22 protein-coding genes, 1 tRNA gene and 2 pseudogenes are annotated in these 24,831 nt (G+C 64.3%); 11 read left to right on the top strand and 14 right to left on the bottom strand.

The window, feature by feature from the left end:
• Positions 1–183: 183 nt before the first annotated feature.
• The 3 genes from THI_RS02440 (at position 184) to eno (ending at position 2,995) form a co-directional block, all read left to right on the top strand.
• Positions 184–441: a DUF2934 domain-containing protein gene (locus tag THI_RS02440; RefSeq protein WP_013104637.1), complete on the top strand. Its 258-nt coding sequence runs from the start codon at positions 184–186 to the stop codon at positions 439–441.
• Positions 442–699: 258 nt separating this feature from the next.
• A complete protein-coding gene (locus THI_RS02445) occupies positions 700–1,599 on the top strand; it encodes a beta/alpha barrel domain-containing protein (protein WP_013104638.1) in 900 nt (299 codons plus the stop codon).
• A gap of 97 nt (positions 1,600–1,696) precedes the next feature.
• Positions 1,697–2,995 (top strand): phosphopyruvate hydratase, encoded by a 1,299-nt coding sequence (gene eno / locus THI_RS02450; RefSeq protein WP_013104639.1) that lies wholly within the window; start codon positions 1,697–1,699, stop codon positions 2,993–2,995.
• A gap of 295 nt (positions 2,996–3,290) precedes the next feature.
• Here eno and THI_RS19575 read toward each other — a convergent pair whose 3' ends face one another.
• From THI_RS19575 to THI_RS02460, 3 genes are all read right to left on the bottom strand, one after another.
• Complete coding sequence (locus THI_RS19575) at positions 3,291–3,602, bottom strand: DUF535 family protein (protein ID WP_079668422.1); 312 nt, start codon at positions 3,600–3,602, stop codon at positions 3,291–3,293.
• Between the two features lie 80 nt (positions 3,603–3,682).
• On the bottom strand, positions 3,683–4,192 hold the full coding sequence (locus THI_RS18710) for a hypothetical protein (protein WP_013104641.1): 510 nt from the start codon (positions 4,190–4,192) through the stop codon (positions 3,683–3,685).
• Positions 4,193–4,442: 250 nt separating this feature from the next.
• A complete protein-coding gene (locus THI_RS02460) occupies positions 4,443–5,975 on the bottom strand; it encodes a bifunctional aminoglycoside phosphotransferase/ATP-binding protein (protein WP_041608871.1) in 1,533 nt (510 codons plus the stop codon).
• 310 nt (positions 5,976–6,285) lie between these two features.
• On the opposite strand from THI_RS02460, the gene mgtA reads away from it, so the two are divergent.
• On the top strand, positions 6,286–8,805 hold the full coding sequence (gene mgtA, locus THI_RS02470) for a magnesium-translocating P-type ATPase (protein ID WP_013104643.1): 2,520 nt from the start codon (positions 6,286–6,288) through the stop codon (positions 8,803–8,805).
• 63 nt (positions 8,806–8,868) lie between these two features.
• Here mgtA and THI_RS02475 read toward each other — a convergent pair whose 3' ends face one another.
• Both THI_RS02475 and THI_RS18305 read right to left on the bottom strand, forming a co-directional pair.
• Complete coding sequence (locus tag THI_RS02475) at positions 8,869–9,120, bottom strand: hypothetical protein (RefSeq protein WP_013104644.1); 252 nt, start codon at positions 9,118–9,120, stop codon at positions 8,869–8,871.
• 646 nt (positions 9,121–9,766) lie between these two features.
• Positions 9,767–9,928 (bottom strand): annotated as a pseudogene (locus THI_RS18305) (ATP-binding protein); the annotation flags it as partial.
• A 114-nt stretch (positions 9,929–10,042) separates the two neighbouring features.
• On the opposite strand from THI_RS18305, the pseudogene THI_RS02480 reads away from it, so the two are divergent.
• Positions 10,043–10,210: pseudogene (locus THI_RS02480) on the top strand (IS21 family transposase); the annotation flags it as partial.
• A gap of 108 nt (positions 10,211–10,318) precedes the next feature.
• On the opposite strand, the gene THI_RS02485 reads toward THI_RS02480, so the two are convergent.
• Positions 10,319–10,394, bottom strand: a tRNA-Arg gene (locus THI_RS02485).
• 304 nt (positions 10,395–10,698) lie between these two features.
• On the opposite strand from THI_RS02485, the gene THI_RS02490 reads away from it, so the two are divergent.
• On the top strand, positions 10,699–11,331 hold the full coding sequence (locus THI_RS02490) for a c-type cytochrome (protein WP_013104645.1): 633 nt from the start codon (positions 10,699–10,701) through the stop codon (positions 11,329–11,331).
• A gap of 75 nt (positions 11,332–11,406) precedes the next feature.
• On the opposite strand, the gene THI_RS02495 is transcribed toward THI_RS02490, so the two are convergent.
• From THI_RS02495 to THI_RS02515, 5 genes are all read right to left on the bottom strand, one after another.
• Positions 11,407–11,976 carry a DUF2946 family protein gene (locus tag THI_RS02495; RefSeq protein WP_013104646.1) on the bottom strand — a complete coding sequence of 190 codons (570 nt, stop codon included), beginning with the start codon at positions 11,974–11,976 and terminating at the stop codon, positions 11,407–11,409.
• Positions 11,977–11,979: 3 nt separating this feature from the next.
• On the bottom strand, positions 11,980–13,011 hold the full coding sequence (locus THI_RS02500) for a YheT family hydrolase (protein WP_050985898.1): 1,032 nt from the start codon (positions 13,009–13,011) through the stop codon (positions 11,980–11,982).
• A 4-nt stretch (positions 13,012–13,015) separates the two neighbouring features.
• Complete coding sequence (locus THI_RS02505) at positions 13,016–13,468, bottom strand: YybH family protein (protein ID WP_013104648.1); 453 nt, start codon at positions 13,466–13,468, stop codon at positions 13,016–13,018.
• A gap of 25 nt (positions 13,469–13,493) precedes the next feature.
• On the bottom strand, positions 13,494–14,369 hold the full coding sequence (purU, locus tag THI_RS02510) for a formyltetrahydrofolate deformylase (protein ID WP_013104649.1): 876 nt from the start codon (positions 14,367–14,369) through the stop codon (positions 13,494–13,496).
• A gap of 97 nt (positions 14,370–14,466) precedes the next feature.
• Positions 14,467–15,222, bottom strand: a complete 756-nt coding sequence (locus THI_RS02515; RefSeq protein WP_013104650.1) for an SIMPL domain-containing protein — start codon at positions 15,220–15,222, stop codon at positions 14,467–14,469.
• Positions 15,223–15,351: 129 nt separating this feature from the next.
• Here THI_RS02515 and THI_RS02520 point away from each other — a divergent pair, with 129 nt between their 5' ends.
• The 5 genes from THI_RS02520 (at position 15,352) to THI_RS02540 (ending at position 19,650) form a co-directional block, all read left to right on the top strand.
• Positions 15,352–16,848, top strand: a complete 1,497-nt coding sequence (locus THI_RS02520; RefSeq protein ID WP_013104651.1) for a Do family serine endopeptidase — start codon at positions 15,352–15,354, stop codon at positions 16,846–16,848.
• Between the two features lie 120 nt (positions 16,849–16,968).
• Complete coding sequence (locus THI_RS02525) at positions 16,969–17,421, top strand: RidA family protein (protein ID WP_013104652.1); 453 nt, start codon at positions 16,969–16,971, stop codon at positions 17,419–17,421.
• 1 nt (position 17,422) lies between these two features.
• Entirely contained in the window at positions 17,423–17,905 is a 483-nt protein-coding gene (locus tag THI_RS02530) for a GNAT family N-acetyltransferase (protein ID WP_013104653.1), read from the top strand.
• Positions 17,902–19,020, top strand: coding sequence for a calcium:cation antiporter (locus THI_RS02535; RefSeq protein WP_013104654.1), 1,119 nt, complete (start codon positions 17,902–17,904; stop codon positions 19,018–19,020). The genes THI_RS02530 and THI_RS02535 overlap by 4 nt, the downstream gene beginning before the upstream one ends.
• A 120-nt stretch (positions 19,021–19,140) precedes the next feature.
• A complete protein-coding gene (locus THI_RS02540; protein ID WP_013104655.1) occupies positions 19,141–19,650 on the top strand; it encodes an OmpA family protein in 510 nt (169 codons plus the stop codon).
• Between the two features lie 89 nt (positions 19,651–19,739).
• Here THI_RS02540 and parC read toward each other — a convergent pair whose 3' ends face one another.
• The 3 genes from parC to THI_RS02555 all read right to left on the bottom strand — a co-directional run bounded on the left by parC (position 19,740) and on the right by THI_RS02555 (position 24,790).
• Complete coding sequence (gene parC / locus THI_RS02545) at positions 19,740–22,073, bottom strand: DNA topoisomerase IV subunit A (RefSeq protein ID WP_013104656.1); 2,334 nt, start codon at positions 22,071–22,073, stop codon at positions 19,740–19,742.
• Between the two features lies 1 nt (position 22,074).
• Positions 22,075–24,033 carry a DNA topoisomerase IV subunit B gene (locus THI_RS02550; RefSeq protein ID WP_013104657.1) on the bottom strand — a complete coding sequence of 653 codons (1,959 nt, stop codon included), beginning with the start codon at positions 24,031–24,033 and terminating at the stop codon, positions 22,075–22,077.
• A gap of 259 nt (positions 24,034–24,292) precedes the next feature.
• Positions 24,293–24,790, bottom strand: coding sequence for a GlcG/HbpS family heme-binding protein (locus tag THI_RS02555; RefSeq protein ID WP_013104658.1), 498 nt, complete (start codon positions 24,788–24,790; stop codon positions 24,293–24,295).
• Positions 24,791–24,831: the final 41 nt, after the last annotated feature.

Here is a 24,831-nt window from a genome sequence, read left to right on the forward strand (position 1 = left end):
TGTCGCGCGTTAGCCTCCGTGCTGATGCAGATCAAGACATCTCGTCTGGACAGACTTATCTTGCGCTTTGCCGATGTATTGCCATTGAGAGGTGGATTTTCGGTGGATAAAGAGGCGCGTTTGCATAAATTGCAAACATTTTGTTTCATTTTTAGAGACGAAATTTTGTAAGGAGACCGTTTTATGGAAACTCAGAAGAGTTCTTCCGTTTCGGCGGAGCAGCTTCAACACATGATTGCCGAAGCCGCTTTTTATCGGGCGGAGCGCCAAGGTTTTCAAGGCGATCCGGTGGAGGACTGGCTGCAGGCGGAGGTGGAGATTGAAGCCCTGCTGCGGGGCGTCCAGGAGCCCAAGCACAGCTCCGCGAAAAGGGCGCAATCTGCAGCCGAAGCCTCTGCACACGCCCGAAGCGAACCTAAGGCCGCAGCAAGGAAAAAGTAAGCAAGTTCAGAATTGACGCAATTCTCAACCCTCGCATCATTCGGAACCGCAAAGTTCCGAATGATGGGCTTCTCCATACTCGCGTGCTGATATTGCTTGCACGCGAGTACGGAGTATGTCGTCGGCTGTTGCCTGTCTCACACCGCTGTACATGCCATGCGGTGCGCGGCCTCTGCCGCACGCTGCTGGCGTCGCTCGACAGGGATTGAATTTTCCGGGCGGAGTCACTGTTCTGCCCAACCCCATCCGGAGATTTTCATGTCCCTACCCCGTGCCGTCCCCGCAGATGTTCCCGAATCCGAGCGGGCCCGCTTTCTCGCCAATCTGCACCGCGTCACCCAGGGCAGCGGGCGGCTCATGCTCATGGCGGGCGATCAAAAGGTCGAGCATCTCAACGACGACTTCGTCGGCGATCATGTGGCCGTGGATGATGCCGATCCCGAGCATCTGTTCCGTATTGCCTCACGGGCGCGCATCGGCGCATTCGCCACACAACTCGGGCTCATCTCGCGCTATGCGCCCGATTATCGGGATGTGCCTTATGTGGTCAAGCTCAACGCCAAGACCCACCTGGTTCCAGCCCGCAGCGCAGACCCGCTTAGTCGCCAGTGGCACACCATCGAGCAGGTGGTGAGACTGCGCGACACCGCCGGTCTGCAGATGGTCGGCATTGGCTATACCCTCTACCCCGGCAGCGCATTCGAAGCCGAGATGCTCGCCGAGGCGGCCAAGGCGGTGTTCGAGGCGCATCAACAGGGCCTACTGGCGATCCTCTGGGCCTATCCCCGGGGGCAGCACATCACCGACGAACACGACGCTCATCTGATCGCCGGCGTTGCCGGATTGGCTGCCTGTCTGGGCGCCGACTTTGTCAAGGTCAACGCGCCCAGCGCCGGGCCGCAGTCACTGCGCGAAGCAGTGCGGGCTGCGGGTCGAACCGGCGTGGTCTGCGCCGGAGGCGGCGAGCGCGGCGCCGAAGCGTTTCTCAGGGGCTTGCATGCGCAACTGACCGAAGGCGGCGCAGCAGGCAGCGCCACCGGGCGCAACATTCACCAACGACCGCTCGCCGAGGCGGTGCGGCTATGCAACGCGATCACCGCCCTCGACTGCGACGGCGCGAGCCTGCACGATGCGCTGCGCATTCTGCACGGAAGCTGACTGCCGCTGCCTGGATGGCTCGCTGAACCTCGCAGCTTTCTCAGACTGTCACAACACCGTCTTAACCTGACCCGACTCACGCCCTGGAGCCCTGCCCATGAACGCCACCATCACCGCACTGACCGCCCGTGAAATTCTCGATTCGCGCGGCAACCCCACCGTCGAAGTCGATTGCACCCTGGCCAGCGGCATCAAGGCGCGCGCTGCCGTGCCTTCGGGCGCGTCCACCGGCTCGCGCGAGGCGGTGGAACTGCGTGACGGCGACGCCAGGCGCTTTGGCGGCAAGGGCGTGCTCAAGGCCGTTGGCCATGTCAACGACGTGCTTGCGCCGCAACTCCTCGGCCGCAACGCCCGCGAGCAGGCGGCGATCGACGCCGCCATGATGGCGCTGGACGGTACCGACAACAAGGCCAAGCTCGGCGCCAACGCCCTGTTGGGCGTTTCACTGGCGGTCGCCCGTGCCGCTGCCGCCGCCTGCGACCTGCCGCTCTATCAGTACCTCGGCGGCCCGGGCGCTACGCGTCTGCCGGTGCCGCACATGAACATTCTCAACGGCGGAGTGCATGCGCATTGGCAGGGCGCCGATTTTCAGGAATTCATGATCGCGCCGCTGGGCGCAACCAGCGTGCGCGAGGCGGTGCGCTGGGGCTCGGAGGTCTATCACGCGCTGCAGTCGATTCTGCAAGCCAAGGGGCTGTCGGTCGGCGTGGGCGATGAAGGCGGTTTTGCCCCGCAGGTTCAGTCCAACGAACAACCGTTGGAGCTCATCGCACAGGCCATCGAAAAGGCTGGATTGCGGCCCGGCGCCGACGTAGCGATTGCCATCGACCCGGCGTCCAGTGAATTCTTCGAAGACGGCCGGTATTACAACCTGCGTACCGAAAAGCGTCGCCTGGAGGCACCGGAAATGGTGGAGTATTACGCCCGGCTCGTGAAGGTCCACCCCATCGTTCTGCTCGAAGACGGCATGGCCGAAGACGACTGGGCCGGATGGAAGGCGCTCAACCACGCGCTGGGCGACACTACCGAACTGGTCGGCGACGATATTTTCTGCACCAACCCGGCCATCATCGCCCGCGGCATCGCAGAGAACATCGCCAACTCGGTGCTCATCAAGCTCAACCAGATCGGCACGCTCACCGAAACCATCGCTGCCAACCGTCTGGCGCGCGATCACGGCTGGGGCGCTTTTGTTTCGCATCGCTCAGGCGAGACCGTGGACAGTTTCATTGCGGATCTCACCGTGGCGCTCGATACCGGCCATCTCAAGACCGGCGCCCCCGCGCGCGGCGAGCGAGTGGAAAAATACAACCAGCTCATGCGTATCGAGCAAGAGCTGGGCAGTGCGGCCCATTACGCCGGCCGCGGCGCCTATGTGCGCGCGCCGCGCTTTTGAAGACTGCGTGTACCCGGCGTCGCTCAACACCCCGCCCGGCTGGGCGTTGTGCTTTTCGGCGCTGCGGTATTCCGCCATGGCAGACGATCAGACCGTTTTTCGAGCGATCTGATCGCGTCCCTCTTCGGTCTGCAGGCTAGGCCCTTGTAGGCATCCGATCACGAAACCCAGATCATGGGAGTTCTGGCCGATCAAACTGAAGCTGGCACAGTACACCCGTTTGCCCAAGGGGGCAGGTCACCAGCAACTCCAGCTTTCATTCGCCTTCTTTCCCGAATTGATCGACATAGCGAAGTCAGGCGGTGGAGGGCTGCGCTTCTGCCGCCACCTTGCAGAGATTCAGTCCCTGATGCCAATGGATGGCGCGCCGTTGTGCCCCGCTCAAATAGTCACACGCCAGTCGGTAGTGGCTGTAAACCAAACGGGCGCTTTGCCGAGGGCTCAGCCCGCACACAAGATAGGGACGATAAACCTTCTCGTAAAGGCGAGGAGGTGTCCGCAAGATGTCGCGCTGCACACCCGTCGACTGCATGAACCTCTTCACTTCAGCCAAATTCCTGCCATATAGCAGGGCACGCACGCGCCACTTTGTACGGCGCAGCTGCATGGATACGCTAGTACCGCGATGGATGTGGTGCTTGATCGAGCAAACCACGCATCCGATTCCACCACTGTGCTAAGGGATGACTAGCATCCCGCTCTGGGTATTCGACTTCTCGCAAATGGGGAATCATGCCGCTGCACTGTTTCAGTGTTTGATCGGACCTCGACGACCTCAACGCCCAATTTCGCCAGAAATGCCAGGCCGCGCTCAACCTGAACAGCGCTTAAATCGGTGGCGTCAATGGCCTTTTCAACACGCTGCATCGCCTGGGTGCATTGTCTGCAGCAACGTTTCGTGACATAGATGAAACCGGGTTCTTTGCAGCAGCCAAGGAGTCGGCCTGCCGCGCCGACCGAAATGAACCGTTCGATGGCGCCATTACCCTGAGTTTTGAAGATCCTCGACGCATGCTGGACGTTCTCGATGAAGGCTACCGGGTGATGACCGCCCACACAGCGCGCGAGGTCGAAGCGATGGCGTAGTACAACGCCCTTGAGGCAGATGGGGTTGATGCAGCGGGTGAGGGGTGATTCATCGCCGCATAGGCGATTGAGAAAAATTGCCCTGCACAGCACCGTGAGCGTGCAGGGCATCCCTCTTGCTCCCTGTGTTGAGGCCAGGTGCCGATGGAAGGGGGTTTGGTTTTCGCCCAGTCATGTAGCAGCAATTCGCCCAAGACGGTACCGGGGGACGGACCGAAGATTCCAACAAGGTTGGAATCGCCGTTGCCTCCATCGAGCCGCCGCAGAGAGCCGAGCGCTGTGACTCCAAGCCCCCTACGCGCTGCGCAGCTGCCCCCCTTCGGGAGGGGTGCGCCCGGCTTCGGGCGGCCGTGCGCCCGGCTCATCGCGCAGCCTTCCAGCGTCGCGCGATGGCATTGACGTCCAGAGGCGCGTTGGTGTCGACCGTGATGCAGACAAGATCTTCGTCCGGGCTCAGTGCATCGTGGTCGCGGAGTTGCCGTTCGAGCACGGCGAGATCGGCTTCCGAGGCATCGTCGCGGCGGGTGCTGCGAGCCTGCACGCGCTGGCGCAGCACGGCGGGGTCGGCATGACAGTGCAGGATCGTGAACGGCACGCCTTTGCGGTCTGCCAGGCGGCAAAACGCGTCGCGCTCGCGCGCCCGCAGGAACGCGGCATCGACGATCACCGGGTAGCCGGCATCGAGCACGGCCGCGGCCGATTCACGCAGGCGCGTATAGGTGCGCCGCGTCGCTGCCGGGGCATAGATGTCATGCGCCACCGGCGCAGACGCGTCGAGCGGGTGCAGGCCGAAAAGCCGCTTGCGCTCGACGTCCGAACGCAGGCGAATCGCTCCCGCAACCTCCAGCACTCGCTGCGCCACATGGCTTTTGCCCGATCCCGACAGGCCGTGGGTGATGAGCAGGCGCGCATCACCCGCCGCGGCCAGCCGCCGCGCTGTGCCGACATAATCCGGCCCGGCGCTGGCCAGACCCTCGGCGCGGCGCAACCCCGTCACCAGCGCCCGCACCAGCGCCCGATAGACGGCGTAGTAGCGCAGCACAGCCACGCCGGCATGGTCGCCGGTGGCTTCGAGCCAGCGGTCGAGAAAGCGCCACGCCAGGTCGCTGCGTCCGTGCGCGGTCAGGTCCATGGTCAGGAAGGCGATGTCGCTCTGCACGTCGATCCAGCGCAGGCCGGGGTCGAACTCGACGCAGTCGAACGCCGTGACCCCATCGCCGAGGGTGACCAGGTTGTCCAGGTGCAGATCGCCATGGCCTTCGCGCACCCAGCCCCGGCACTTGCGGGCCACGAAGCGTGCTCGAAGACGCCGACCCTGCGCCGCGCACCAGTCGTGCAGGTCGGCCACCGTGCGGGCGCCGACCTGCGCTTGCAGCCCCCCCAGGACTTTCGACGTGGCGGCAAGAATCGCCGCCGGAGCGCCGTAGGGCGTCTCGCCTGCGGCTGCGGGCGCGGCGGCGTGAAATGCGGCCAGCCGCGCCGCCAGCCGATCAATGGCGGTGGTGGCGAGACTCCCGGCCGCCAGCCTCTCGCTCAAGAGCGCACCCGCGGCGAACTGCTCCATACGCAGCGCGTATTCGATGGGCTTGCCGTCGCCGCCCAGGCGTGGAGCCGTCGCACTGCCATAGATCGGCACTACGTCCAGGTAGATCGCGGGGGCGAGTCGGCGGTTCAGCCGCAGTTCTTCCTCGCAGCCATGGCGCCGCGCCTCGAGTGCACTGAAGTCGAGAAAACCGAGACGAACGGGTTTCTTGACTTTCCAGGCAAACTCGCCATCGAGCAGCACCCAGGAGATATGCGTCTCGACGCGCCTCACCGGTCGGCCGGTGGCTGTCTGCAACATTTGCTGCAGGCCGTCGATCAGCGCGGCGGCTGGGCTAGGCGGCACGGACATGGTGCGTTGATTCGCCTTGTCTGCCAAGCGACCCGCGCTGGGCCTGCGGCTCGGCGGCCCAAGCGCGATCCAAACCATCGGTCTTGCCCCGCATGACCACGCCGCGCGCCCAGCAGCCGACGAGCCGCTGGCTGGTGCAAACATGGCCCGGCATCGGAAGGGGGTTGTGCTGACTCATTGCGGCTCTCGGCATGGGAAACGTCATTCCATTATCGACGCGCAACGGCGCTTCGCGACTGGATCGACTGCAATGTCATCATGGTCTGGCATGCTGCACGCCTAGTGGGCAAAACAGCACAAACCATTCGACATGACCTCGACCGATCAAGCCTCCTTGGGCCAGGGATTGAGCAGCGCTGAGGCGGCCGCTCGGCTCAATCAGTTCGGGCCGAACCAGATCCGGCCGAAGCGGCAGCGCCTGGTCATTCTGGAATTCCTGGCGCGTTTGCGCAACCCGCTCGTCCTGATTCTGCTGGCGGCCAGCGGCATTTCCGCGGTGACCGGCGATGCCACCGGGGCCTGTGTCATCGGACTCATCGTGCTGGCGAGCGTGACGCTCGATTTTTTCCAGGAACATCGCGCCGGACAGGCGGCGCAGCGTCTGGCCGCACAGGTCGAGGTCGTCGCCACCGTGCTGCGTGACGGCACGCCGTGCGAGGTTGCGCTGAGCCGGCTGGTTCCCGGAGATGTCGTCCTTCTTTCTGCGGGCAGACTGGTGCCGGCGGACGGCATGGCGCTGGAGGCCGATGACTTCTTCGTCAACCAGGCCCAACTCACCGGCGAGCCCTATCCGGTGGAAAAGCGCCTGGGCCCGACGCTCCAAGCACACACCTGGGACGCCGATGCGCCCAACGCCGTGTTCATGGGCAGTTCCGTGGTGAGCGGCTCGGCGCGCGTGCTCATCCTGCGTACCGGGCCGCTGACCGCACTGGGACAGATTGCCACGTCCCTGGAAAAACAGCCGCCGGCAACCGCGTTCGAGCGGGGCACGCGCCAGTTCGGCCTGCTGATCATGCGCCTGACCTTTGGAATGGTGCTGTTCGTGCTGCTGGTCAACATCGCCCTGCATCGTCCGCTGCTGGAATCCTTCCTGTTCGCCGTGGCCCTGGCGGTGGGACTCACCCCCGAACTCCTGCCCATGATCGTGTCGGTGACGCTGGCGCGCGGCGCTTTGCGCATGGCGGACAAGAAGGTGATCGTCAAGCGCCTGTCGGCTATGCAGGACATGGGGTCGATGGACGTGCTGTGCACCGACAAGACCGGCACCCTGACTGAGGCGAAAATCCGCTTGGAGCGCCACATCGATGCGCAGAGCCGCGACAGCGCGCATGTGCTGGAACTGGCCTATCTCAACAGCCATTTCGAGAGCGGCCTGAAAAGCCCGCTCGACGACGCCATCCTGCAGCACGACGAGATCGACGCCTCCGGCTGGAACAAGCTCGACGAAGTGCCGTTCGATTTCGAACGGCGGCGCGTTTCCGTCCTGGTGGAAAGACAGGGCAGACGTCTTCTGGTGGTGAAAGGCGCGCCGGAAGACATTCTCGGCCTGTGCACCCGATATGAGCAGGAAGACGGCTCTGCAGCGCCGCTTGACGGAGCAGCCCGCGCGTGCATCACCGCGCTTTTCGACAGCCTGGGCGAGGAGGGATTGCGCGTGCTGGCCATCGCCTGGCGCGACATGCCGCCTGACCATCCGCATGCGGTGGTCACGGACGAGTCGGCGCTCATCTTCGCAGGTTTTGCGGCGTTTCTCGATCCGCCAAAGGCGAGCGCCGGGGAGGCGCTGGCCGCGATGGCGGCCAGCGGCGTCGCCGTGAAAATCGTCACCGGCGACAACGAACGGGTCACGCGCCATATCTGTATGCAATTGGGCGTGCCCATCCACGGCGTGCTGACCGGCAAGGAGATCGCGGCCATGAATGACGACGCGCTGCGCGCGCGTGTGGCCGACGTCAATCTCTTCTGCCGCGCCAATCCGGCGCAGAAAAACCGCATCCTGCTGGCATTGAAGGCGCGCGGCCACGTCGTCGGCTATTTGGGCGATGGCATCAACGATGCGCCCTCGCTGCATTCGGCCGATATCGGGATCTCGGTGGACAGTGCGGTAGACGTGGCCAAGCAGGCCGCTGCCATGATCCTGCTGGAAAACGACCTCGGCGTCTTGCATGCCGGCATTCTCGAAGGTCGTCGCACCTTCGGCAATGTGATGAAGTACATCATGATGGCCACTAGCTCCAACTTCGGCAATATGTTCAGCATGGCTGCAGCGGCGCTCATCCTGCCTTTTCTTCCCATGCTGCCGCTGCAGATTCTGCTCAACAACCTGCTCTACGACTTTTCAGAACTGCCGCTGCCGCTGGACAACGTGGATGAAGAGGATCTGGTGCGTCCGCGGCGCTGGGACATGACCTTCATCCGCAACTTCATGCTGACCATTGGCCCCATCAGCTCGCTGTTCGACTTGCTGACTTTTTACTTGCTGATGACATTGCTCAAGGCCGACGAGACCCTGTTCCACACCGGCTGGTTCGTCGAGTCCATCGCCACCCAGGTACTGGTGATCTTCGTCATCCGCACCCGCCGCAATCCGCTGCGCAGCCATCCGCACCCCTGGCTCACTTGGCTGTCGCTCGGCGTGGTCGCATTGGCGATGCTGCTTCCGTTCTCGCCGGTCGCCAGCGGCCTGGGATTCGTGCCGCTGCCGCTGGAGTTCTTCGGCCTTCTGGCCGTGTTGCTCGCGGTCTATCTGTCTCTGGTGGAATTGGGCAAGCGCTGGTTCTACAGAAGATATGCCGCACCCGCGGCAAATCAGTCTGCGGAGCGGCATTAGAGGCGTCGAACTGCCGCTCTGCGGCAGTCTATCGACTCGTAATCCCAACGCAGTTCGCGCACATTAGTGTGCGTTCGCCTGACGCGTCAGTACTTCGAGGCGGGCGATGACGACGGCCAAGCCGTCGGATGCGGGGAGGGTCTGCGACGGATTCGCCGCGAACTGTGCGTCCGACTGGGCCTGCCGCACCTTGGCAGCCTGAACGAGTGAGTCCCAGTCGGTCTGTGGGTCGTAGTCATCGCGGCTGGACTGCGCTTCAATTGCTTGGATTTCGGCCCAAGTTTTGCCGATCAGGTTCGGGTTGTCTTGTTGCATGGGGTTCAGGATTCGTTCTTTCGTATCAGCATCGCATGAAAAGTTTGTACTGCAACCCTTCAACTCCGCCAACCCCGTCCGGGCTTCGCCGAGGGCAGGACACTTTGGAATCTGTGAGACTGGGTCGCGGAATCCGCGGTGCGACCCACAGCCTCACTGGGAGGGCGGCCAACACCCGCGTCAACGATCTGGACGCAGCAGGCCATATCAGCTTGACGATGGATCCCCACGGCGGCGTCTTTGTTCCTTAACCAGTCGTGAGTGGTGCCGCCGATGCACTGCTTGCCGGGTGGTGCGCCCTCAATCCTCAGGGTTCTGCGTCAGTTCGATCCGGAAAAGCGAACACGACTGGACTGTTTGCAACTGGAGCCGCACCACGACAGGACCGCTTGAACGTCTAATCGGGCTGCGCGCCCATGCATCGTCCAACCCCGAAATCAAGATGATCCTCCTCTTGCGGCCGCATCAAACAGTAACGAAGGAACTGGGCAAGCAAGTCGAGCACGCGATCCGTGTGATGGTCTTCAACCGACTGTGCGACGCAGAGTGCGTATTTCGGCGAACGTGACCGACGATTTCGGTCGAACGTGGCCGGTCATGCAGCATGAGGTGTTGCGCGCTAACAGTTTAGGTTGGTCGGTCACGATTAGTCGGCTTTTTCCTCCATTTTGGGCGGTTTCGGAGCCTGGCGCAACGAGTCGCCGGTCAGGGTGAAGCGGTGGTGCTGCTGCATGAAACGGTCGAGGATAGCGTCGGCGATGGTGACGTCACCGATCCAGGCATGCCAGTGCTCGATGGGCAATTGGCTGTGTTGACGCCGACCGAAAATTGACCCACCTACAGTGATAGTGCCGATCCAAATTTGACCCGGGTGTTCAACCTACCCTGCCTTTTTTTGAGCAGGGGAGAAGGAGTGATCACCATGGCCATGATTGGCAAAGTCAAGCGGATGTATTTTCGCGAGAAGAAGTCTGTTCGGGAGATCGTGCGGCTGACGAGTTTGTCGCGCACCACGGTGCGCAAGTGGCTCAAGACGCCGGTGCTGGAAGAGCCCAGATACCGGCGCAGCGATGAGGCGGGCAAGCTCACTGGGAATTGAGTGGGAATGCGTTCCCACAAACGGGCGTTTTTGGGACAAAAAAGCCCACGGCGTTAGTGTGGGCCTGTTCTATAAGTTCCTGTTTTTCTTTTGTTTTCTTGGTGCGCCCGGCTGGGATCGAACCAGCGGCCCTTGGCTTCGGAGGCCAATACTCTATCCACTGAGCTACGGGCGCAGACGGAAGGTGCGTTGTGACTTCCGTACAACGCAACATCTTAACCTGATCGGGGGCTGTTGCGGCCGTAATGTCAGGAGGGCTTCTGCTTTGGCTGCCCGCAGATTTGACTTGAATTTGACTTGAGGTTCGGTCGACAGGGGGCGACGGTATGTCGCACTACAGAATGTTTCTGAATATGATGCGAATCAAATTCAGGATCTCTGGCGGGCGGTGTTGGGGTTGACCCCGTCGAGGGATCGTGAGCAACGCATATCATGTCGTCTGCAATTTTTCAGATTTCCACTTTTTACACTCGACCGCTATGAGCGCACCGCACTCGAATTCCCATTCCGCTTCTTCCAGTTCCGACGATGTGTCTGATCTGCCTTTTGCGCCGACTCTGCGCAAGATTCTGATGGTGATGGGCGTCGGCTTCATTGTTCCTATCGTCTTGTTGCTGTTGATTGCGTTTTACATCGGCAGCAGCAGCCAGCCACCGGCGGGTTCGGAGGCGCTGGCGACGGCTGAGGTGGATGCTCGGGTTGCTCCGGTGGGCTCTGCCGCAGTCGCGGCCAGCAGTCAGGCTGCGGCACAGCAGAATGCGGCCTCGATGACGACAGCCGCTGCGGCGCCTGCGGCTTCTGCTGCAGCGACAACGCCGACGGGCTCAAGCAGCGGTGCCGCGGTGCCGGTTGCGGCGACCAAGGTGGACGGCAAGGGCTTGTACGAATCCACCTGTATCGCTTGCCACGGTGCGGGTGTGGCGGGCGCACCCAAGGTGGGCGACAAGGCAGCCTGGGCACCGATCATTGCACAGGGCGACGCGGTGCTGTACGACCGTGCGATTCATGGTTATACGGGCAAGCTCGGTGTGATGCCGCCCAAGGGCGGTTCTTCGGCAAGCGATGATGATGTGAAGGCCGCTGTGGACTATATGGTGGCTCAGTCGAAGTAAGTGTCGAAGGGGGTGCTCCCCGCTTTCGTAGTGACAAAAAAACCCCGCGATCTGCGGGCTTTTTTGTCGCCAACTTTAGGGGGGATCGGGCCGGAAACCGAAGAACTCAGCAGGCGGCTCGGTGAAGTGGCCGATGGTCAGGGGGGCGGCGTTGGGCAGGCAGAGTTGTGTGCCCGGGGCATCGAGATGGTCGGCGAGCAGGGCCATGTCGGCGCTGTGCAGCAGGCCGGGGCCGAGGTCGGTGCGCAGCCACACCTGACCCTGATCATCCAGCCAGAGGGATTCGACCTTGCAAGCCTGGTCGGTATGCGTGCTCCAAAGTGCGCCCGCTCTGGCATTGTGATGCAGGCGGATGATCCACGGCGCGGCTTCCAGGCTGACATCGACCCGCTGCGGGCCGTTCTGGAAGTACCACGCACCGGTGGCATCGACGGTGTAGTTGCGGCCGATGAAAGCGGCTAGGCCCGCGTGCAGGACGGGGCCGGCGTCGGTTTTGTCCAGTCGCCCCTTTGCATCGCGAGGCCAGGTGGTGGGGCCAGCGTGATTGCGCATCCACCATTGACCGCGCTGGTCGAGGGCCAGCCAGCCGGTGCAGCGCGGCACGTTGGGCCAGCGTGACATGGCTTGGAGTACCGCGCTGTCCATGGGTTAGTTTCCGTGTTGGAAGAAGTGCAGCAGACGCTGCGGCAGCCAGTCGAGATGCCCGGGCAGGCGGCCTTGAGCAAAGCCGACATGGCCGCCGTGGGCGGGCTGCTCAAGCCGCACCCAATCTGAGACGGCGCTGGCGACGGGTAGCACGGCGGCGGGCTGGAAGGGGTCGTTGCGCGCGTTGAGAATAAGGGTGGGGACGCGAAGCTCGCGCAGATGCGGTTTGCTGGAAGCGCGCTCCCAATAATCGGCCGCGTCCCGGAAGCCGTGGATGGGGGCGGTGAAGGCATCGTCGAACTCGCCCAGATTGCGCGCACGCCGCACGCGCTGCGGATCGGCGAGCCCGGGGTGACGCGCGATCATGCGCAGGGCCTTGGGCTTGAGGGTGCGCAGAAAAAGCCGGGTGTAGATCTGGTAACTCATGCCGGTGGCGATGGCGCGGCCTCCAGCGGCCAGATCGAGCGGGGCGCTGACGGCCGCCACGGCGCGCACCCGCTGGCTGGCGGCCGCGCCCTGCTCTTGCGCCCAGCGCAAGAGCGCATTGCCGCCCAGCGACACGCCGGCGGCGTACAAGGGCGCGCGCGGGCGGGTCTTGGTGAATCTCTGGAGTATCCAGTCGATCTCGGTGAAATCGCCGGAGTGATAGGCGCGTGGCGCGCCGTTGTCTTCGCCCGAGCAGCCCCGGAAGTGCGGCACGGCGCATTGCCAGCCGACCTGGGCGCAAGCGGCGAGAATCGCCTGTGCGTAGTGGCTCTGCGACGAACCTTCTAGCCCGTGGAACAGCACCAGCAGGGGGGCGGAAGGGCCGAACGGGGCGTCCAGCCAGTCCACGTCGATGAAGTCGCCGTCCGGCGCCGTCCAGCGTTCGCGGCGCAACGCGGGGCGACGCGCGCCGGGACGTGAGATCAGTGCAGGCACCACCGTCTGCAACTGCCCGCCGGGCAGCCAAAGCGGTGCGATGTAGGGAGTTGCGGCCTTGGTCGAAGACACGGTGCGGGTAAGGAGGCCGAGCGGGACGCTATTCGTCGACACCCTCTCAGTGCAGGACGTCGGTCGGCGCCATGGCGGCCAGCGGCGCCTGCGGCGCGCCGGGGCTGGCGTGGTGCAGCACGATGCGCCACCCGGCGGCGGTCTGCACGAACAGATTGGTGGCGAGCACGAAGCCCCATTGCGGCTGGCCGTCCACATCGAGCGGCACGCGTTCGACCACGCTGTGCGCGGCGCTGGTCATGCTGTGCCAACGGTGCTGTACCTCGGCATTGATCTGCAAGCCGCCGTTGACAAACAGTTGCGCGAAGCCCTCGCGTATCGCTGCCTGACCGTCCAGCCGTTGGCCGCCGGGATGAATGCAGCAGATCTCATCTTCTTCCGACCACAGGGCCATCAGCGCGTCGAGATTGCCGCTGGAAAGGGCCTCGTAGAACACGGCTTCGACATCATCGGGCGAGTTGGTCCAGGGGGTTTGGGGCGGGAGCTTGCGGCGCGGCATGATGGGTCTCGGTCGTTGTGTCGGGTCAGCGGAACACCACGGTTTTGTGGCCGTTGCGCAGAATGCGATGCTCCACCTGCCAGCGCACGGCGCGCGCGAGCACGACGCTCTCCACATCCTGGCCGACGGCGGTGAGGTCGGCCGCACTCATGGTGTGGTCGACGCGTTCGACGTCCTGCTCGATGATGGGGCCTTCGTCGAGATCGGCGGTGACGTAATGCGCCGTGGCGCCAATGAGCTTGACCCCGCGCACATAGGCCTGCGCGTAGGGGCGCGCGCCCTTGAAGCTGGGCAGGAAAGAGTGGTGGATGTTGATGGCTCGGCCTTCGAGCTGGGCGCAGAACTCAGCGCTCAAAATCTGCATATAGCGCGCGAGCACCAGCAGCGCCGCGCCGCTTTGTTGCATCACGCCGAAGAGGGCCTGTTCCTGCGCCCGCTTGGTTTCGGCGGCTTCTCCGGCCTTCAGCGGAAGATGGTGAAACTCGATGCCGTAGCTGCGCGTCAGGTCGGCGAAAGTGGTGTGATTGGAGACGACGGCGGCGATGTCCATCGCCAGTTGCCCGGCCTTCCAGCGGTAGAGCAGATCGTTGAGGCAATGGCCGTACTGACTGACGGCGATGACGACCTTGGGGCGAATGCGCAGATCGTGAAACTGCGCCTGCATGTCGAAGCGCTTGCGCACATCGCCGAACAACAGCGCGAGCTGGGCAGCGTCTTGTAGATGTTCCGGGGCGGAGAAGTGCACCCGCATGAAAAACAGCCCGGTGTCGGCGTCACCGTATTGCTGCGAATCCATGATGTTGCAACCCGCCTGATAGAGCAGGCCGGAGACCGAATGCACGATGCCTGGTGCGTCCGGGCATGAGAGGGTGAGAACGAATTCTGGCGGGGTGTGAGGCATACCGGGCCGTGCGGGACGGCAGGGAAGAAGGGCAAGCCCGCGATTTTAGGGGCCCGGAAGCGAAGAGAGAACTAGAGGCGGAAATAGAGGCGGCGAATCAGCGTGTGAGCTGCACCGATCCCTGCACCGTGAGCTGCAGCGGGGTGCGCCCTGTGGCCAGGGGTACGGCGGGTGCTTGCTCTTCGGCCATGGGCGCGGCGGCGCGCATCATCATGGGGCGGGGCTGCGGCAGTTGTCCCTGCGTGGGTTCGATGCTCAGGGTGCGCAGGTTGTAGCTGCCGTAGCCCAGCGCGCGCGCCGCCGTGGCGGCCTTGGACTTGAAGCGCGCAATGGCCGAATCGATCAGTGCGGTTTCTTCGCGGTCGCGCAGGGCCTTGGAGAGTTCGAAGCCGTTGGATTCGATCATGAAGCCCTGCTGCGCCAGTTGCCCGGCCATCTTGCCCAAAGCTGCAAAGTCGTGCGACTTGAGCACCAGTCCGCCGCGCACCGTCCAGCCGTCGCGTTGCGACTGATTGTTCACCGCTTTCCAGCGTGGCTGGGTGGTGAACGCCCCACTGCTGGCCTCGATGTCGGGCACGGTGCGGGCCTGCTTCAAAGCTGCTTCTAGCGACTTGCTGACTTGCGCGGTGAGGCTGGCCGGGTCAGCCCCGCTGCGTTCCACGGCCAGAGTCATCACCGCGAGGTCGGGCACTACTTCGACCTGCGCCGTGGCCTGCAGATCGACCACCCCCGCGACCACCCCCGGGGTGGGCTGCGCAAGGGACTGCGCCTGCGCGGCAGCGCAGAACAGAAGGCTGGCGAGCCATAGGCCGGCGACGGGTGAAACTGGACGCAAAACAGGACGTGATGACATGGTTTTCCTCGCAGACAAAGATCGGACGCGACTGGCGCAGACCCCAGACGCAGACCCTTAAGCCGAGTCTAAGGCAAGGCAGCGAACATTCCACCATCGCAACTCGTTTGAATCGTTTCGGAGGCAGTCATGCAAAGCAAAAAATCGAAGGTTTCGTCAAAACTCTGGGCCGCACTGGCGGCAGCGGGCATCATCGCCGGAGCCGGCACCATGGCCTATCAGTTCAGCTATGCCGAAACAGCGCCGCAGGTTGAAATGAACCACAAGGTCGTGCCGCTATTCAACAATCCGCCGGCCGCACCAGCGACCAATGTGGCGGTGAACGCGCCGAACTTCGCTTCCATCGTCAAGGCCTACGGCTCGGCGGTGGTGCACATCAATGTGAAGGGCGAAACCAAGGAAACGGTGCAGCAGCAACAGATTCCCAAGCAGTTCCAGAACGATCCGTTTTTCCGCTTCTTCCAGCAATTCAATAACGGCCAGCAGCAGGAAGTGCCGACCGAAGGCCTGGGCTCGGGCTTCATCATCAGCTCCGACGGGTTGATTCTGACCAACGCGCACGTCGTCAAGGGCGCCAGCTCGGTGCGTGTGACCCTCACCGACCATCGCACTTACAAGGCCAAGGTGCTGGGCTACGACACCAAGACCGACATCGCGGTGATCAAGATTCCGGCGACCAATCTGCCCACGGTGCGGCTGGGCAACCCGTCCAATCTGGAGCCGGGTGACTGGGTGCTGGCCATCGGTTCGCCCTACGGCTTCTACAACACGGTGACCGCGGGCATTGTGAGTGCCAAGAGCCGCTCGCTGCCCGACGACAGCATGGTGCCCTTCATTCAGACCGACGTGGCGGTGAACCCCGGCAACTCGGGCGGGCCGCTGTTCAACACCAAGGGTGAAGTGGTCGGCATCAACTCGCAGATCTTCACGCAGACCGGCGCGTTTGAAGGGCTGTCGTTCGCCATCCCGATCAATGTGGCCGAGCGCGTGGCCAAGCAGATCATCGAGCATGGCAAGGTGCAGCACGCACGGCTGGGCATCGCGGTGCAGACGGTGACGCAAAACCTGGCGACCTCTTTTGGCTTGCAAACGCCTCGCGGCGCGCTGGTCGCGCAGGTCGAGAAAGACAGCCCGGCATCCAAGGCCGGTCTCCAGCCGGGCGACATCATTCTCAGCGTGAACGGCCAGCCGGTGAACGATTCGGCCGATCTGCCGATGATGATCGGCCTGTCCGAGCCCGGCAGCAAAGTGACCCTGGGCGTTTGGCACGATCACAAGCAGCAGACCATCACCGCCGTTCTGGGCAACTTCAGCGACAACGTGACCCTCGCTTCGGCCAGCCCGGGCGCGCAGGGCGACCACGGTGGTCTGGGGCTGGTGGTGCGCCCGCTCAACGCCAATGAAGAGCAGCAGGCCGGCGTGTCGCATGGGCTGTTGGTCGAGGGCGTCAGTGGCCCGGCGGAACAGGCCGGCATTCAGCCCGGCGACATTTTGATTGCGGTCGACGGCAAATCGGTCAACAGCATCGATCAGGTGCGTGGCATTCTGAAGAGCGCGGGCAAATCGGTGGCCTTGCTGATTCAGCGTGGCAGCAACCGCATCTTCGTGCCGGTACAGGTCGGCTGAAAACTTTCCTCAACTTCCTTTCCTCCAAGCAGTGTTTCGCGGGGCCGTTGGCCCCGCTTTTTTATGCGCGGTCTGGCTGTGGGTGTGTTCTACACTCGGGTTTTCCCGAAGGAGTACACCATGTCGATCGCACAAAACCTCAAGAATCTGGGCATCAGCCTGCCCCCGGTTTCCACCCCCGCCGCTGCCTATGTGCCGTACGTGCAGACCGGCAATCTGGTGTTTCTCTCCGGGCATATCGCCAGGAAAGACGGCAAGCCCTGGGTCGGTCAACTGGGCACCGATATGGACACCGCCACCGCCAAGGAAGCAGCGCGGGCCATCGCCATCGACCTGTTGGGCACGCTGCAGGCCGCAGTGGGTGATCTGGAGCGGGTCAAGCGCGTGGTGAAATTGCTGGGGCTGGTGAACTCGGCGCCCGGCTACACCGAACATCATCTGGTGATCAACGGCGCGTCGGAGCTGATCGCGCAGGTGTTCGGCGCGCGCGGCGCGCATGCCCGCAGCGCTTTTGGCGTGGCGCAGCTGCCCATGGGGGCCGCCGTCGAGATCGAATTGATCGCTGAGGTCTGAGATGCCGCAGACCGGACTGCTGACCTTATGCCGTCCCGTGCTGGACGATGCTCCCGGGCTGGCCCGTCTGGCTGGCGCCCTGGGCTACGGTGACGATGTCGCGGTCATGCGCCAGACGCTCGGCATGGTGTTGCAGGCGGAGGGCCACGGCGTGTGGCTCGCGCGTCTGAACGACCGGATGGCGGGGTGGATTCACGTGGCGCCCACTTTGTCGCTCGAAAGTGGGCCGGGTCTGGAAATCTGCGGTCTCATAGTCGATCCCGACTTGCGTCGGCGCGGCGTCGGGCTCGCGCTGGTGCAGGCGGCGATAGTCTGGGCGCGCGAGCGCGGCGCGCAACGCCTCCGAGTGCGCAGCCGCATTGAGCGCGAAGGCGCGCTGGCCTTCTACCAGCGCCTGGGATTTGAGCTGAGCAAGACACAGGCGGTACTGGATCTGGCTTTGGCGCCGTCATGCAGCGGTTCGATGCAGCAGGTGAGCGCATGACTCAGGACGCTACCAATCTCGCCTCATCGGCATCGATCTCCTGGGTCGAACGGCTGTTCGTGGCGCTGCCCTTCGTGGGCCTTGGCGTGCTTGCGCTGGCGCTGGCGCAGCCCGGCAAGGCCTTCGTGCTGCTGCTCAGCGCGTTCGCACTCATCGGGGCGGTGATCGCCGCGGTGCATCATGCGGAGGTGGTGGCGCATCGGGTGGGCGAGCCCTTCGGCACGCTGGTGCTCGCGCTGGCCGTGACCATCATCGAGGTGGCGCTCATCGTGTCGATGATGCTGACCGCCGATCCCGCCAAGGCCGCCACGCTCACCCGCGACACCATCTATGCCACCGTGCTCATCATCACCGGCGGGGTGATCGGCCTGAGCCTGCTCGTCGGCGGCTTGCGACACCACGTGCAGGCCTTTCACACGGAAGCCGCCCGGCCGGCCCTGGCCATTCTGATGGCGTTGTCGGCGCTCACGTTGGTGTTGCCGCGCTTCACCACAAGTGCGCCCGGTGGCCAGTACACGGTGCCGCAGTTGGTGTTCACGGCGGTGGCCTCGCTGGTGCTTTGGGGCGTCTTCATCTTTGGGCAGACGGTGCGGCACCGCGACTATTTTCTCGATCTTGAAGGGCCGGGCGAGGCACATGCCGACAGCCATATCCCGAGCCGTCGCGATGCCTGGATCAGTCTGCTCGGCCTGTTGCTGGCGCTGGTGGCCGTCGTCGGCCTGGCCAAGATGCTCTCGCCCTCGATCGAGGCCAAGGTGCTCGGCGCCGGTCTGCCCCATGCCGTGATTGGCCTGATCATCGCCATGCTGGTACTTGCGCCCGAGACGGTGGCGGCGGTGCGCGCGGCCCTGGCCAACCGACTGCAGACCAGTCTGAACCTGGCCCTGGGTTCGGCGCTGGCCAGCATCGGCCTGACCATTCCGGTGGTGGTAAGCGTGGCCATCTACCTCGGCCTTCCCCTGGATCTGGGGCTTCACGGCAAGGATCTGGTCCTGTTGCTGCTGAGCCTGCTCGTCAGTCTCGTCACATTGGGCTCGCGCCGCACCGACTTCATGCTCGGTGCGGTGCATCTGGTGGTGTTTGCCGCCTTCCTGTTCCTTACCCTCGCGCCCTGAATTCGCTCCCCCTCAAGAGTGTGGGCTGGCCGCGTCAGCCCAGACCCTAAAATGCGCCGCGGCTGCACCGGCTTCGGCATCGACGCACGGCGACAGACATAACACTCAGGAGGATTTGCGATGTTTTTTCAGGATGACGACAACCATGTGCCCATCGTCGGGGTGGTTCTGGCCACCGTGCTCGCGACGGTCGCGGTGATCGTGGGCGTGGCCATCAAGGATGGCGGCAGCGGCTCAAGTGCCATGCAGGCCGCGTCGGCACCCGCCGTGGCCAGTTCCGCCGCACCAGCGGCCGATGCCGACGGCGCCCGCGTCGTCGTGGAAAACGGGGTGATCAAGTTCTATTTCGCCAGCGGCAAGGCCGATCTGGCCGCCGGGGCCGATGCCGCCCTCAAGCAGGTCAGTGAGGCCGTGGCGCAGGGTCATACGGTGGTGATCAATGGCTATCACGACGCCACCGGCTCCGCGGCGCTGAACGCCGAGCTGGCGAAGAAGCGCGCCATGGCCGTGCGCGACGCCCTGGTGGCGCAAGGCGTGCCGGCCGATCGCATCACGCTGGAGAAGCCGGCGGAAACCACTGGCGGCGCCAGCGCAGCCGAGGCTCGCCGCGTCGAAGTGACCGTCAAGTAATCTCGGCAAGGCCCGCGATCACCGCCCGGCGGTGAAGCCAGCCCGATCTCGATCCAACAACGCCCTGCCTCGTGCAGGGCGTTTGTTTTTCAGCCGCGATCGAGTCGCTCGGGCTTGAAGGCGATCTCCAGCTTACGCCCCCGCTTGGCGCGCTTGCCGAGATAGAGGGCCTGTTGCGTGCCGCTCAGGCTCGTGCTGCGCTCGGTGCCGCCGCGGCCCTTGCCGCTGACCAGCAGGGCTTCGCGTTCGCCAACCAGGTGGGCGATGCTGAGCAGCGCCTCCTTGGCGTCCTGTTCCATCAGGGTGACGCCCCGACCGCCGCGGGACAGGGCCTTGACCTCGGCTGCGGCATAGATCAGCAGACGGCCGCCCGTGCTGAGGAGGGCGAGTCGGCCCGTTGGGCTGTCGCCCACGTCGATGCCCAGGACCAGGGGCCGCTGCGGCACATCGCCGTCTTCCAGCGTCATGAAGGTCTTGCCCGCGCGCTGGCGGCTCAGGGCATCGCCTATGCGGGTGACAAAGCCGAAGCCCTGCGCAGTCCACAGCAGCAGCGCCGTGGTGCGGGCGCCCGCGAGGTAATGCAGGGCCTGCGTGCCCGGTGCGAGTTCGATGAAAGAGGTGACGGGCTGGCCGTCGCCGCGCCCGCCGGGCAGGTCGGCCACATCAATGGAATACGCGCGGCCGTCGCTGCCGAGCACGACCAGCGGATCGACGCTGCGGCATTCGAACGTGGCGTAGAGCGCATCACCCGGCTTGAAGGTGAGGGCGGACAGCACCAGGCCGTGGCCTTTCTGCGTGCGCAGCCAGCCCTTTTGCGACACGATGACGGTGACGGCTTCATCGACCACCTTGACCTCGGCCACGGCGCGTTGCTCGGCCTGAATGAGGGTGCGGCGGTCGTCGCCGAACTGTTTGGCGTCGGCCTCGATCTCGCTGATGATCCGCCGGGTCATGGCTTTTTCGTCGGCGAGCAGTTTTTGCAGTTCGGCAGCTTCAGTGCGCTGGGCGGCGAGTTCCTTGTCGATGCGGATGGCTTCCAGCCGCGCGAGCTGGCGCAGCCGCATGTCGAGGATGTCGTCGGCCTGCAACTCGGTGAGATCGAAGCGCGCCATCAGCGCCGGCCTGGGATCGTCGCTGTTGCGGATGGTCTCGATCACCTCGTCGAGATTGAGCAGCACCTGCTGCCGACCTTCGAGGATATGGATGCGCGCGTCCACCTGTTCCAGGCGATGCTTTGAACGACGCTGCACCGTGTCGCGGCGGTAGGCAACCCACTCGCGCAGGATGTCCATCAGCCCCTTCTGGCGCGGCTTGCCGTCGGTGCCGATCATCACCAGATTGATCGGCACGCTGGTCTCCAGGCTGGTGCGGGCGAGCAGGGTGTTGACGAACTCGGCCTGATCGATGCGCGAGCTGCGCGGCTCGAACACCAGCCGCACCGCGGCTTCGCGGCCCGACTCGTCGCGCACCGTGTCGAGCAGGTTCAGCAGGGTGGCTTTCAGTGCGATCTGTTCGGGTGCGAGCGCCTTCTTGCCAGGGCGGATTTTGGGGTTGCTGAGTTCCTCGATTTCTTCGAGCACCATCTGTGTGCTGGTGCCGTGCGGCAGTTCGTTGATCACCAGTTGCCATTGGCCGCGCGCGAGTTCTTCCACCGTCCAGCGGGCGCGCACCTTCAGGCTGCCACGGCCGACGGCATAGGCGGCGGCGATGTCCTGCGGGCTGGAGATGAGCTGGCCTCCGGTGGCGAAGTCGGGTCCGGGCATCAGCGCCAGGGCGTCGGCGAGTTCGAGGCGGGGATTTTTGAGCAGGGCGACGCAGGCGCTGGCCACCTCGCGCAGGTTGTGGGCCGGAATCTCGGTGGCCATGCCCACGGCGATGCCGCTGGCGCCGTTGAGCAGCACGAAAGGCAGCCGCGCGGGCAGCAGCCGGGGCTCGGTGGTCGAGCCGTCATAGTTGGGAATGAAGTCGGCGGTGCCCGCATCGATCTCGCTGAGCAGCAGCCGGGCGATGGGCGAGAGCCGCGCCTCGGTGTAGCGCATGGCGGCGGCGCCGTCGCCGTCGCGCGAGCCGAAGTTGCCCTGACCGTCGATCAGCGGATAGCGCTGCGCGAAGTTTTGCGACAGCCGCACCAGGGCGTCGTAGGCGGCCTGGTCGCCATGCGGGTGAAAGCGGCCGAGCACGTCGCCCACCACCCGCGCCGACTTGACCGGCTTGGCATCGGCGGTCAATCCCATGCGCCACATGGCGTAGAGAATGCGCCGCTGCACCGGCTTCAGACCGTCGCACACATCGGGCAGGGCGCGGCCCTTGACCACGGAAATGGCGTAGTCGAGATAGGCGCGGCGGGCATAGTCGCCCAGCGCCAGCGAGTCGGTGTCGTCTTCAGGCCGGTTGTCGAATTCGAGGGTGGCTTGTTCACTCATATCAGATGTCCACTTCGATCTGGTCGCCGTATTCCTCCATCAGCCCGCGGCGCGCCTGGGCTTCACCTTTGCCCATGAGCTGATGGAACAGAGCTTCTGCGTCGTCGGGCCGCACGCGGTACAGACGGCGGGTGTCGGGGTTCAGCGTGGTGTCCCAGAGTTGCTCGGCGCTCATTTCGCCCAGGCCCTTGAAGCGCGAAATCTGCCAGGCGCCGTCCTTCAGGCCGTCCTTGCGCAGTTTGTCTTGTGCGGCCTGCAGTTCGGCGTCGTCGAGCACGTAGATCTTCTGCGCCGGTTTCTTGCCGCGCGCGGGCGCGTCGAGGCGGTAGAGCGGGGGGCGGGCCACGCAGACATGACCGCGCTCGATGAGCTTGGGAAAATGGCGGAAGAACAGGGTGAGCAGCAACACCTGGATGTGCGAGCCGTCCACGTCGGCATCGCTCAGAATGCAAATCTTGCCGTAACGCAGGTTGCTTAGGTCGGGCATGTCGTCCTTGCCGTGCGGATCGACGCCGATGGCCACGGCGATGTCGTGGATCTCGGTGTTGGCAAACAGCCGGTCGCGTTCGATCTCCCAGGAATTGAGCACCTTGCCGCGCAACGGCAGCACGGCCTGGAACTCCTTGTCGCGGCCCATCTTGGCCGAGCCTCCGGCGGAATCGCCCTCCACCAGAAACAGTTCGGTGCGTTCGGTATCGCGGCTTTCGCAGTCGGTCAGTTTGCCCGGCAGCACGGCCACGCCCGAGCCTTTTTTCTTCTCGACTTTCTGCGCCGCGCGCAGGCGGCTCTGCGCCTGGCGGATGACCAGTTCAGCGAGCTTCTTGCCCTGATCGACGCGCTCGTGCAGCCAGAGTTCAAGCGTGGGCCGCACCGCTTGGCCGACCAGGCGCAAGGCATCGCGGCTATTGAGCTTTTCCTTGATCTGGCCCTGGAACTGCGGATCGAGCACCCGCGCGGAAAGCACGAAGGACGCCCGCGCGAACAGGTCTTCGGGCAGCAGTTTCACCCCCTTGGGCTGCAGGTTGTGCAGTTCGATGAAGCCTTTCACCGCCTGGAACAGCCCCTCGCGCAAGCCGGCTTCGTGCGTGCCGCCGGCCGGGGTGGGAATGAGGTTGACGTAAGACTCGCGCAGCACCGCGCCCTCTTCGGTGAAGGCCACACACCAGGCCGCGCCCTCGCCTTCGGCGAAACTCTCCTGTTCTGAAGCGCTGGCGTAGTGCTCGCCCTCGAACAGATCGATGTAGGGCTCGGCGGGCAGGCTGCTGAGCAGATAGTCGCGCAGTCCGCGGGCATATTCCCAGTGCGTGGTGTCGCCGGTTTTCTCCTGAATCAGATCGACCTTGACCCCGGGCAGCAGCACCGCCTTGCTGCGCAGCAGATGGGTGAGTTCGGCCAGCGGAAGATGCGGGCTGTCGAAGTATTTGGCATCGGGCCAGACGCGCACACGGGTGCCGCTTCTGCGCTCATCGCGTGCGGCCTTGCGCACCGCCAGGGGCTCGATGACGTCGCCACCTGAAAACACCAGATGCGCCACCTGGCCGTCGCGCCAGACCGTCACTTCCAGCCTTGCCGCCAGTGCATTCGTGACCGAAACGCCCACGCCGTGCAGCCCGCCTGAAAAGCTGTACGCGCCGCCCTGCAGCTTGTCGAACTTGCCCCCTGCATGCAGCCGGGTGAACACCAGCTCGACCACCGGCGCGTTCTCTTCCGGGTGCAGGCCGAAGGGGATGCCGCGACCGTCGTCTTCCACGCTGATACTGCCGTCGGTGTGCAGGGTGACGGCGATGTGCTGGCAGTACCCGCCCAGGGCTTCGTCAGCGCTGTTGTCGATGACCTCCTGCACGATGTGCAGCGGGTTGTCGGTGCGGGTGTACATGCCCGGCCGCTGGCGCACGGGCTCCAGGCCCTTGAGCACGCGGATGGACGATTCGGAATAGGCGGGAGGTCGGCGACTGGCCATGGAGGATCGGAAAATTATCCACAGGGGTGCCACCGGCGCCCAGTTATCCCCAGCGGCTGGGGAAAATGTCACACCGGATGGGCGGAAAGCCCTGATTTCATGCGGGTTGATCGGGCTGCCCAAAAAAAAGGCAGGCCGTTGTGTCGGTCAGTTCTGCGCGGCGCGAGGTCGCGCAGAACTGAGTGAGGATTGTAGGCAGGGGCGCGAGTAGGGAAAACCAGGGAAGAGCAACGGGAAACGCGAGGGCACGCGCAGGCCCTTACTGCATTTCCAGATCGGGCAAGACCGCTTCGAGTCCGGCCTGGGCGCATTCCTCGTCGACCTTGCCGTCCGGCGCGCCGCTCACGCCCACGGCGCCGTACATCCGGCCCCCGGCTTCGATCGGCACGGAACCCGCGGTGAAGGCCAGGCCGTCGCCCAGCAGCGCCAGGGGCGAGGCGGCTTGCGGCCCCATGGCGGTGCCTTTGATGCCGAACATGGCGGCGGTGTAGGCCTTTTGTCGGCTGATGGCCAGCGAGACCGGCGGGGCCAGGGTGTCGCGCAGCGTGGCCTGCACGATGCCGTTGCGATCGACCACGGTCACGCTGACCTGCAAGCCCTTGGCGCGACAGGTCTTGATGGCGCCCTGCGCGATGCGCTCGGCGGTCTCAAGAGTGAGCCGGTGGACCGTGACGGTGAGCGGCTCGGCCGCGAAGGCGGGTGCGGACAGCAAGGCGCACAGACCGAGCGCCGCGGGCAAACGAAGGGAAGCTTTCATGTTGTCTCCTGCAGAATTTTTTTGGGGATGGGCAGGCAGTG

The organism is Thiomonas arsenitoxydans (assembly GCF_000253115.1).
Taxonomy (GTDB): Bacteria; Pseudomonadota; Gammaproteobacteria; order Burkholderiales; family Burkholderiaceae_C; genus Thiomonas; species Thiomonas arsenitoxydans.

What these genes read in the sequence shown, in the direction of transcription:
- THI_RS02440 (WP_013104637.1), top strand. Translation starts at nt 184, where the DNA reads ATGGAAACTCAGAAGAGTTCTTCCGTTTCGGCGGAGCAGCTTCAACAC.
- THI_RS02445 (WP_013104638.1), top strand. Translation starts at nt 700, where the DNA reads ATGTCCCTACCCCGTGCCGTCCCCGCAGATGTTCCCGAATCCGAGCGG.
- eno (WP_013104639.1), top strand. Translation starts at nt 1,697, where the DNA reads ATGAACGCCACCATCACCGCACTGACCGCCCGTGAAATTCTCGATTCG.
- THI_RS19575 (WP_079668422.1), bottom strand. Translation starts at nt 3,602, where the DNA reads ATGCAGCTGCGCCGTACAAAGTGGCGCGTGCGTGCCCTGCTATATGGC.
- THI_RS18710 (WP_013104641.1), bottom strand. Translation starts at nt 4,192, where the DNA reads ATGCCCTGCACGCTCACGGTGCTGTGCAGGGCAATTTTTCTCAATCGC.
- THI_RS02460 (WP_041608871.1), bottom strand. Translation starts at nt 5,975, where the DNA reads ATGTCCGTGCCGCCTAGCCCAGCCGCCGCGCTGATCGACGGCCTGCAG.
- mgtA (WP_013104643.1), top strand. Translation starts at nt 6,286, where the DNA reads ATGACCTCGACCGATCAAGCCTCCTTGGGCCAGGGATTGAGCAGCGCT.
- THI_RS02475 (WP_013104644.1), bottom strand. Translation starts at nt 9,120, where the DNA reads ATGCAACAAGACAACCCGAACCTGATCGGCAAAACTTGGGCCGAAATC.
- THI_RS02490 (WP_013104645.1), top strand. Translation starts at nt 10,699, where the DNA reads ATGAGCGCACCGCACTCGAATTCCCATTCCGCTTCTTCCAGTTCCGAC.
- THI_RS02495 (WP_013104646.1), bottom strand. Translation starts at nt 11,976, where the DNA reads ATGGACAGCGCGGTACTCCAAGCCATGTCACGCTGGCCCAACGTGCCG.
- THI_RS02505 (WP_013104648.1), bottom strand. Translation starts at nt 13,468, where the DNA reads ATGCCGCGCCGCAAGCTCCCGCCCCAAACCCCCTGGACCAACTCGCCC.
- purU (WP_013104649.1), bottom strand. Translation starts at nt 14,369, where the DNA reads ATGCCTCACACCCCGCCAGAATTCGTTCTCACCCTCTCATGCCCGGAC.
- THI_RS02515 (WP_013104650.1), bottom strand. Translation starts at nt 15,222, where the DNA reads ATGTCATCACGTCCTGTTTTGCGTCCAGTTTCACCCGTCGCCGGCCTA.
- THI_RS02520 (WP_013104651.1), top strand. Translation starts at nt 15,352, where the DNA reads ATGCAAAGCAAAAAATCGAAGGTTTCGTCAAAACTCTGGGCCGCACTG.
- THI_RS02525 (WP_013104652.1), top strand. Translation starts at nt 16,969, where the DNA reads ATGTCGATCGCACAAAACCTCAAGAATCTGGGCATCAGCCTGCCCCCG.
- THI_RS02530 (WP_013104653.1), top strand. Translation starts at nt 17,423, where the DNA reads ATGCCGCAGACCGGACTGCTGACCTTATGCCGTCCCGTGCTGGACGAT.
- THI_RS02535 (WP_013104654.1), top strand. Translation starts at nt 17,902, where the DNA reads ATGACTCAGGACGCTACCAATCTCGCCTCATCGGCATCGATCTCCTGG.
- THI_RS02540 (WP_013104655.1), top strand. Translation starts at nt 19,141, where the DNA reads ATGTTTTTTCAGGATGACGACAACCATGTGCCCATCGTCGGGGTGGTT.
- parC (WP_013104656.1), bottom strand. Translation starts at nt 22,073, where the DNA reads ATGAGTGAACAAGCCACCCTCGAATTCGACAACCGGCCTGAAGACGAC.
- THI_RS02550 (WP_013104657.1), bottom strand. Translation starts at nt 24,033, where the DNA reads ATGGCCAGTCGCCGACCTCCCGCCTATTCCGAATCGTCCATCCGCGTG.
- THI_RS02555 (WP_013104658.1), bottom strand. Translation starts at nt 24,790, where the DNA reads ATGAAAGCTTCCCTTCGTTTGCCCGCGGCGCTCGGTCTGTGCGCCTTG.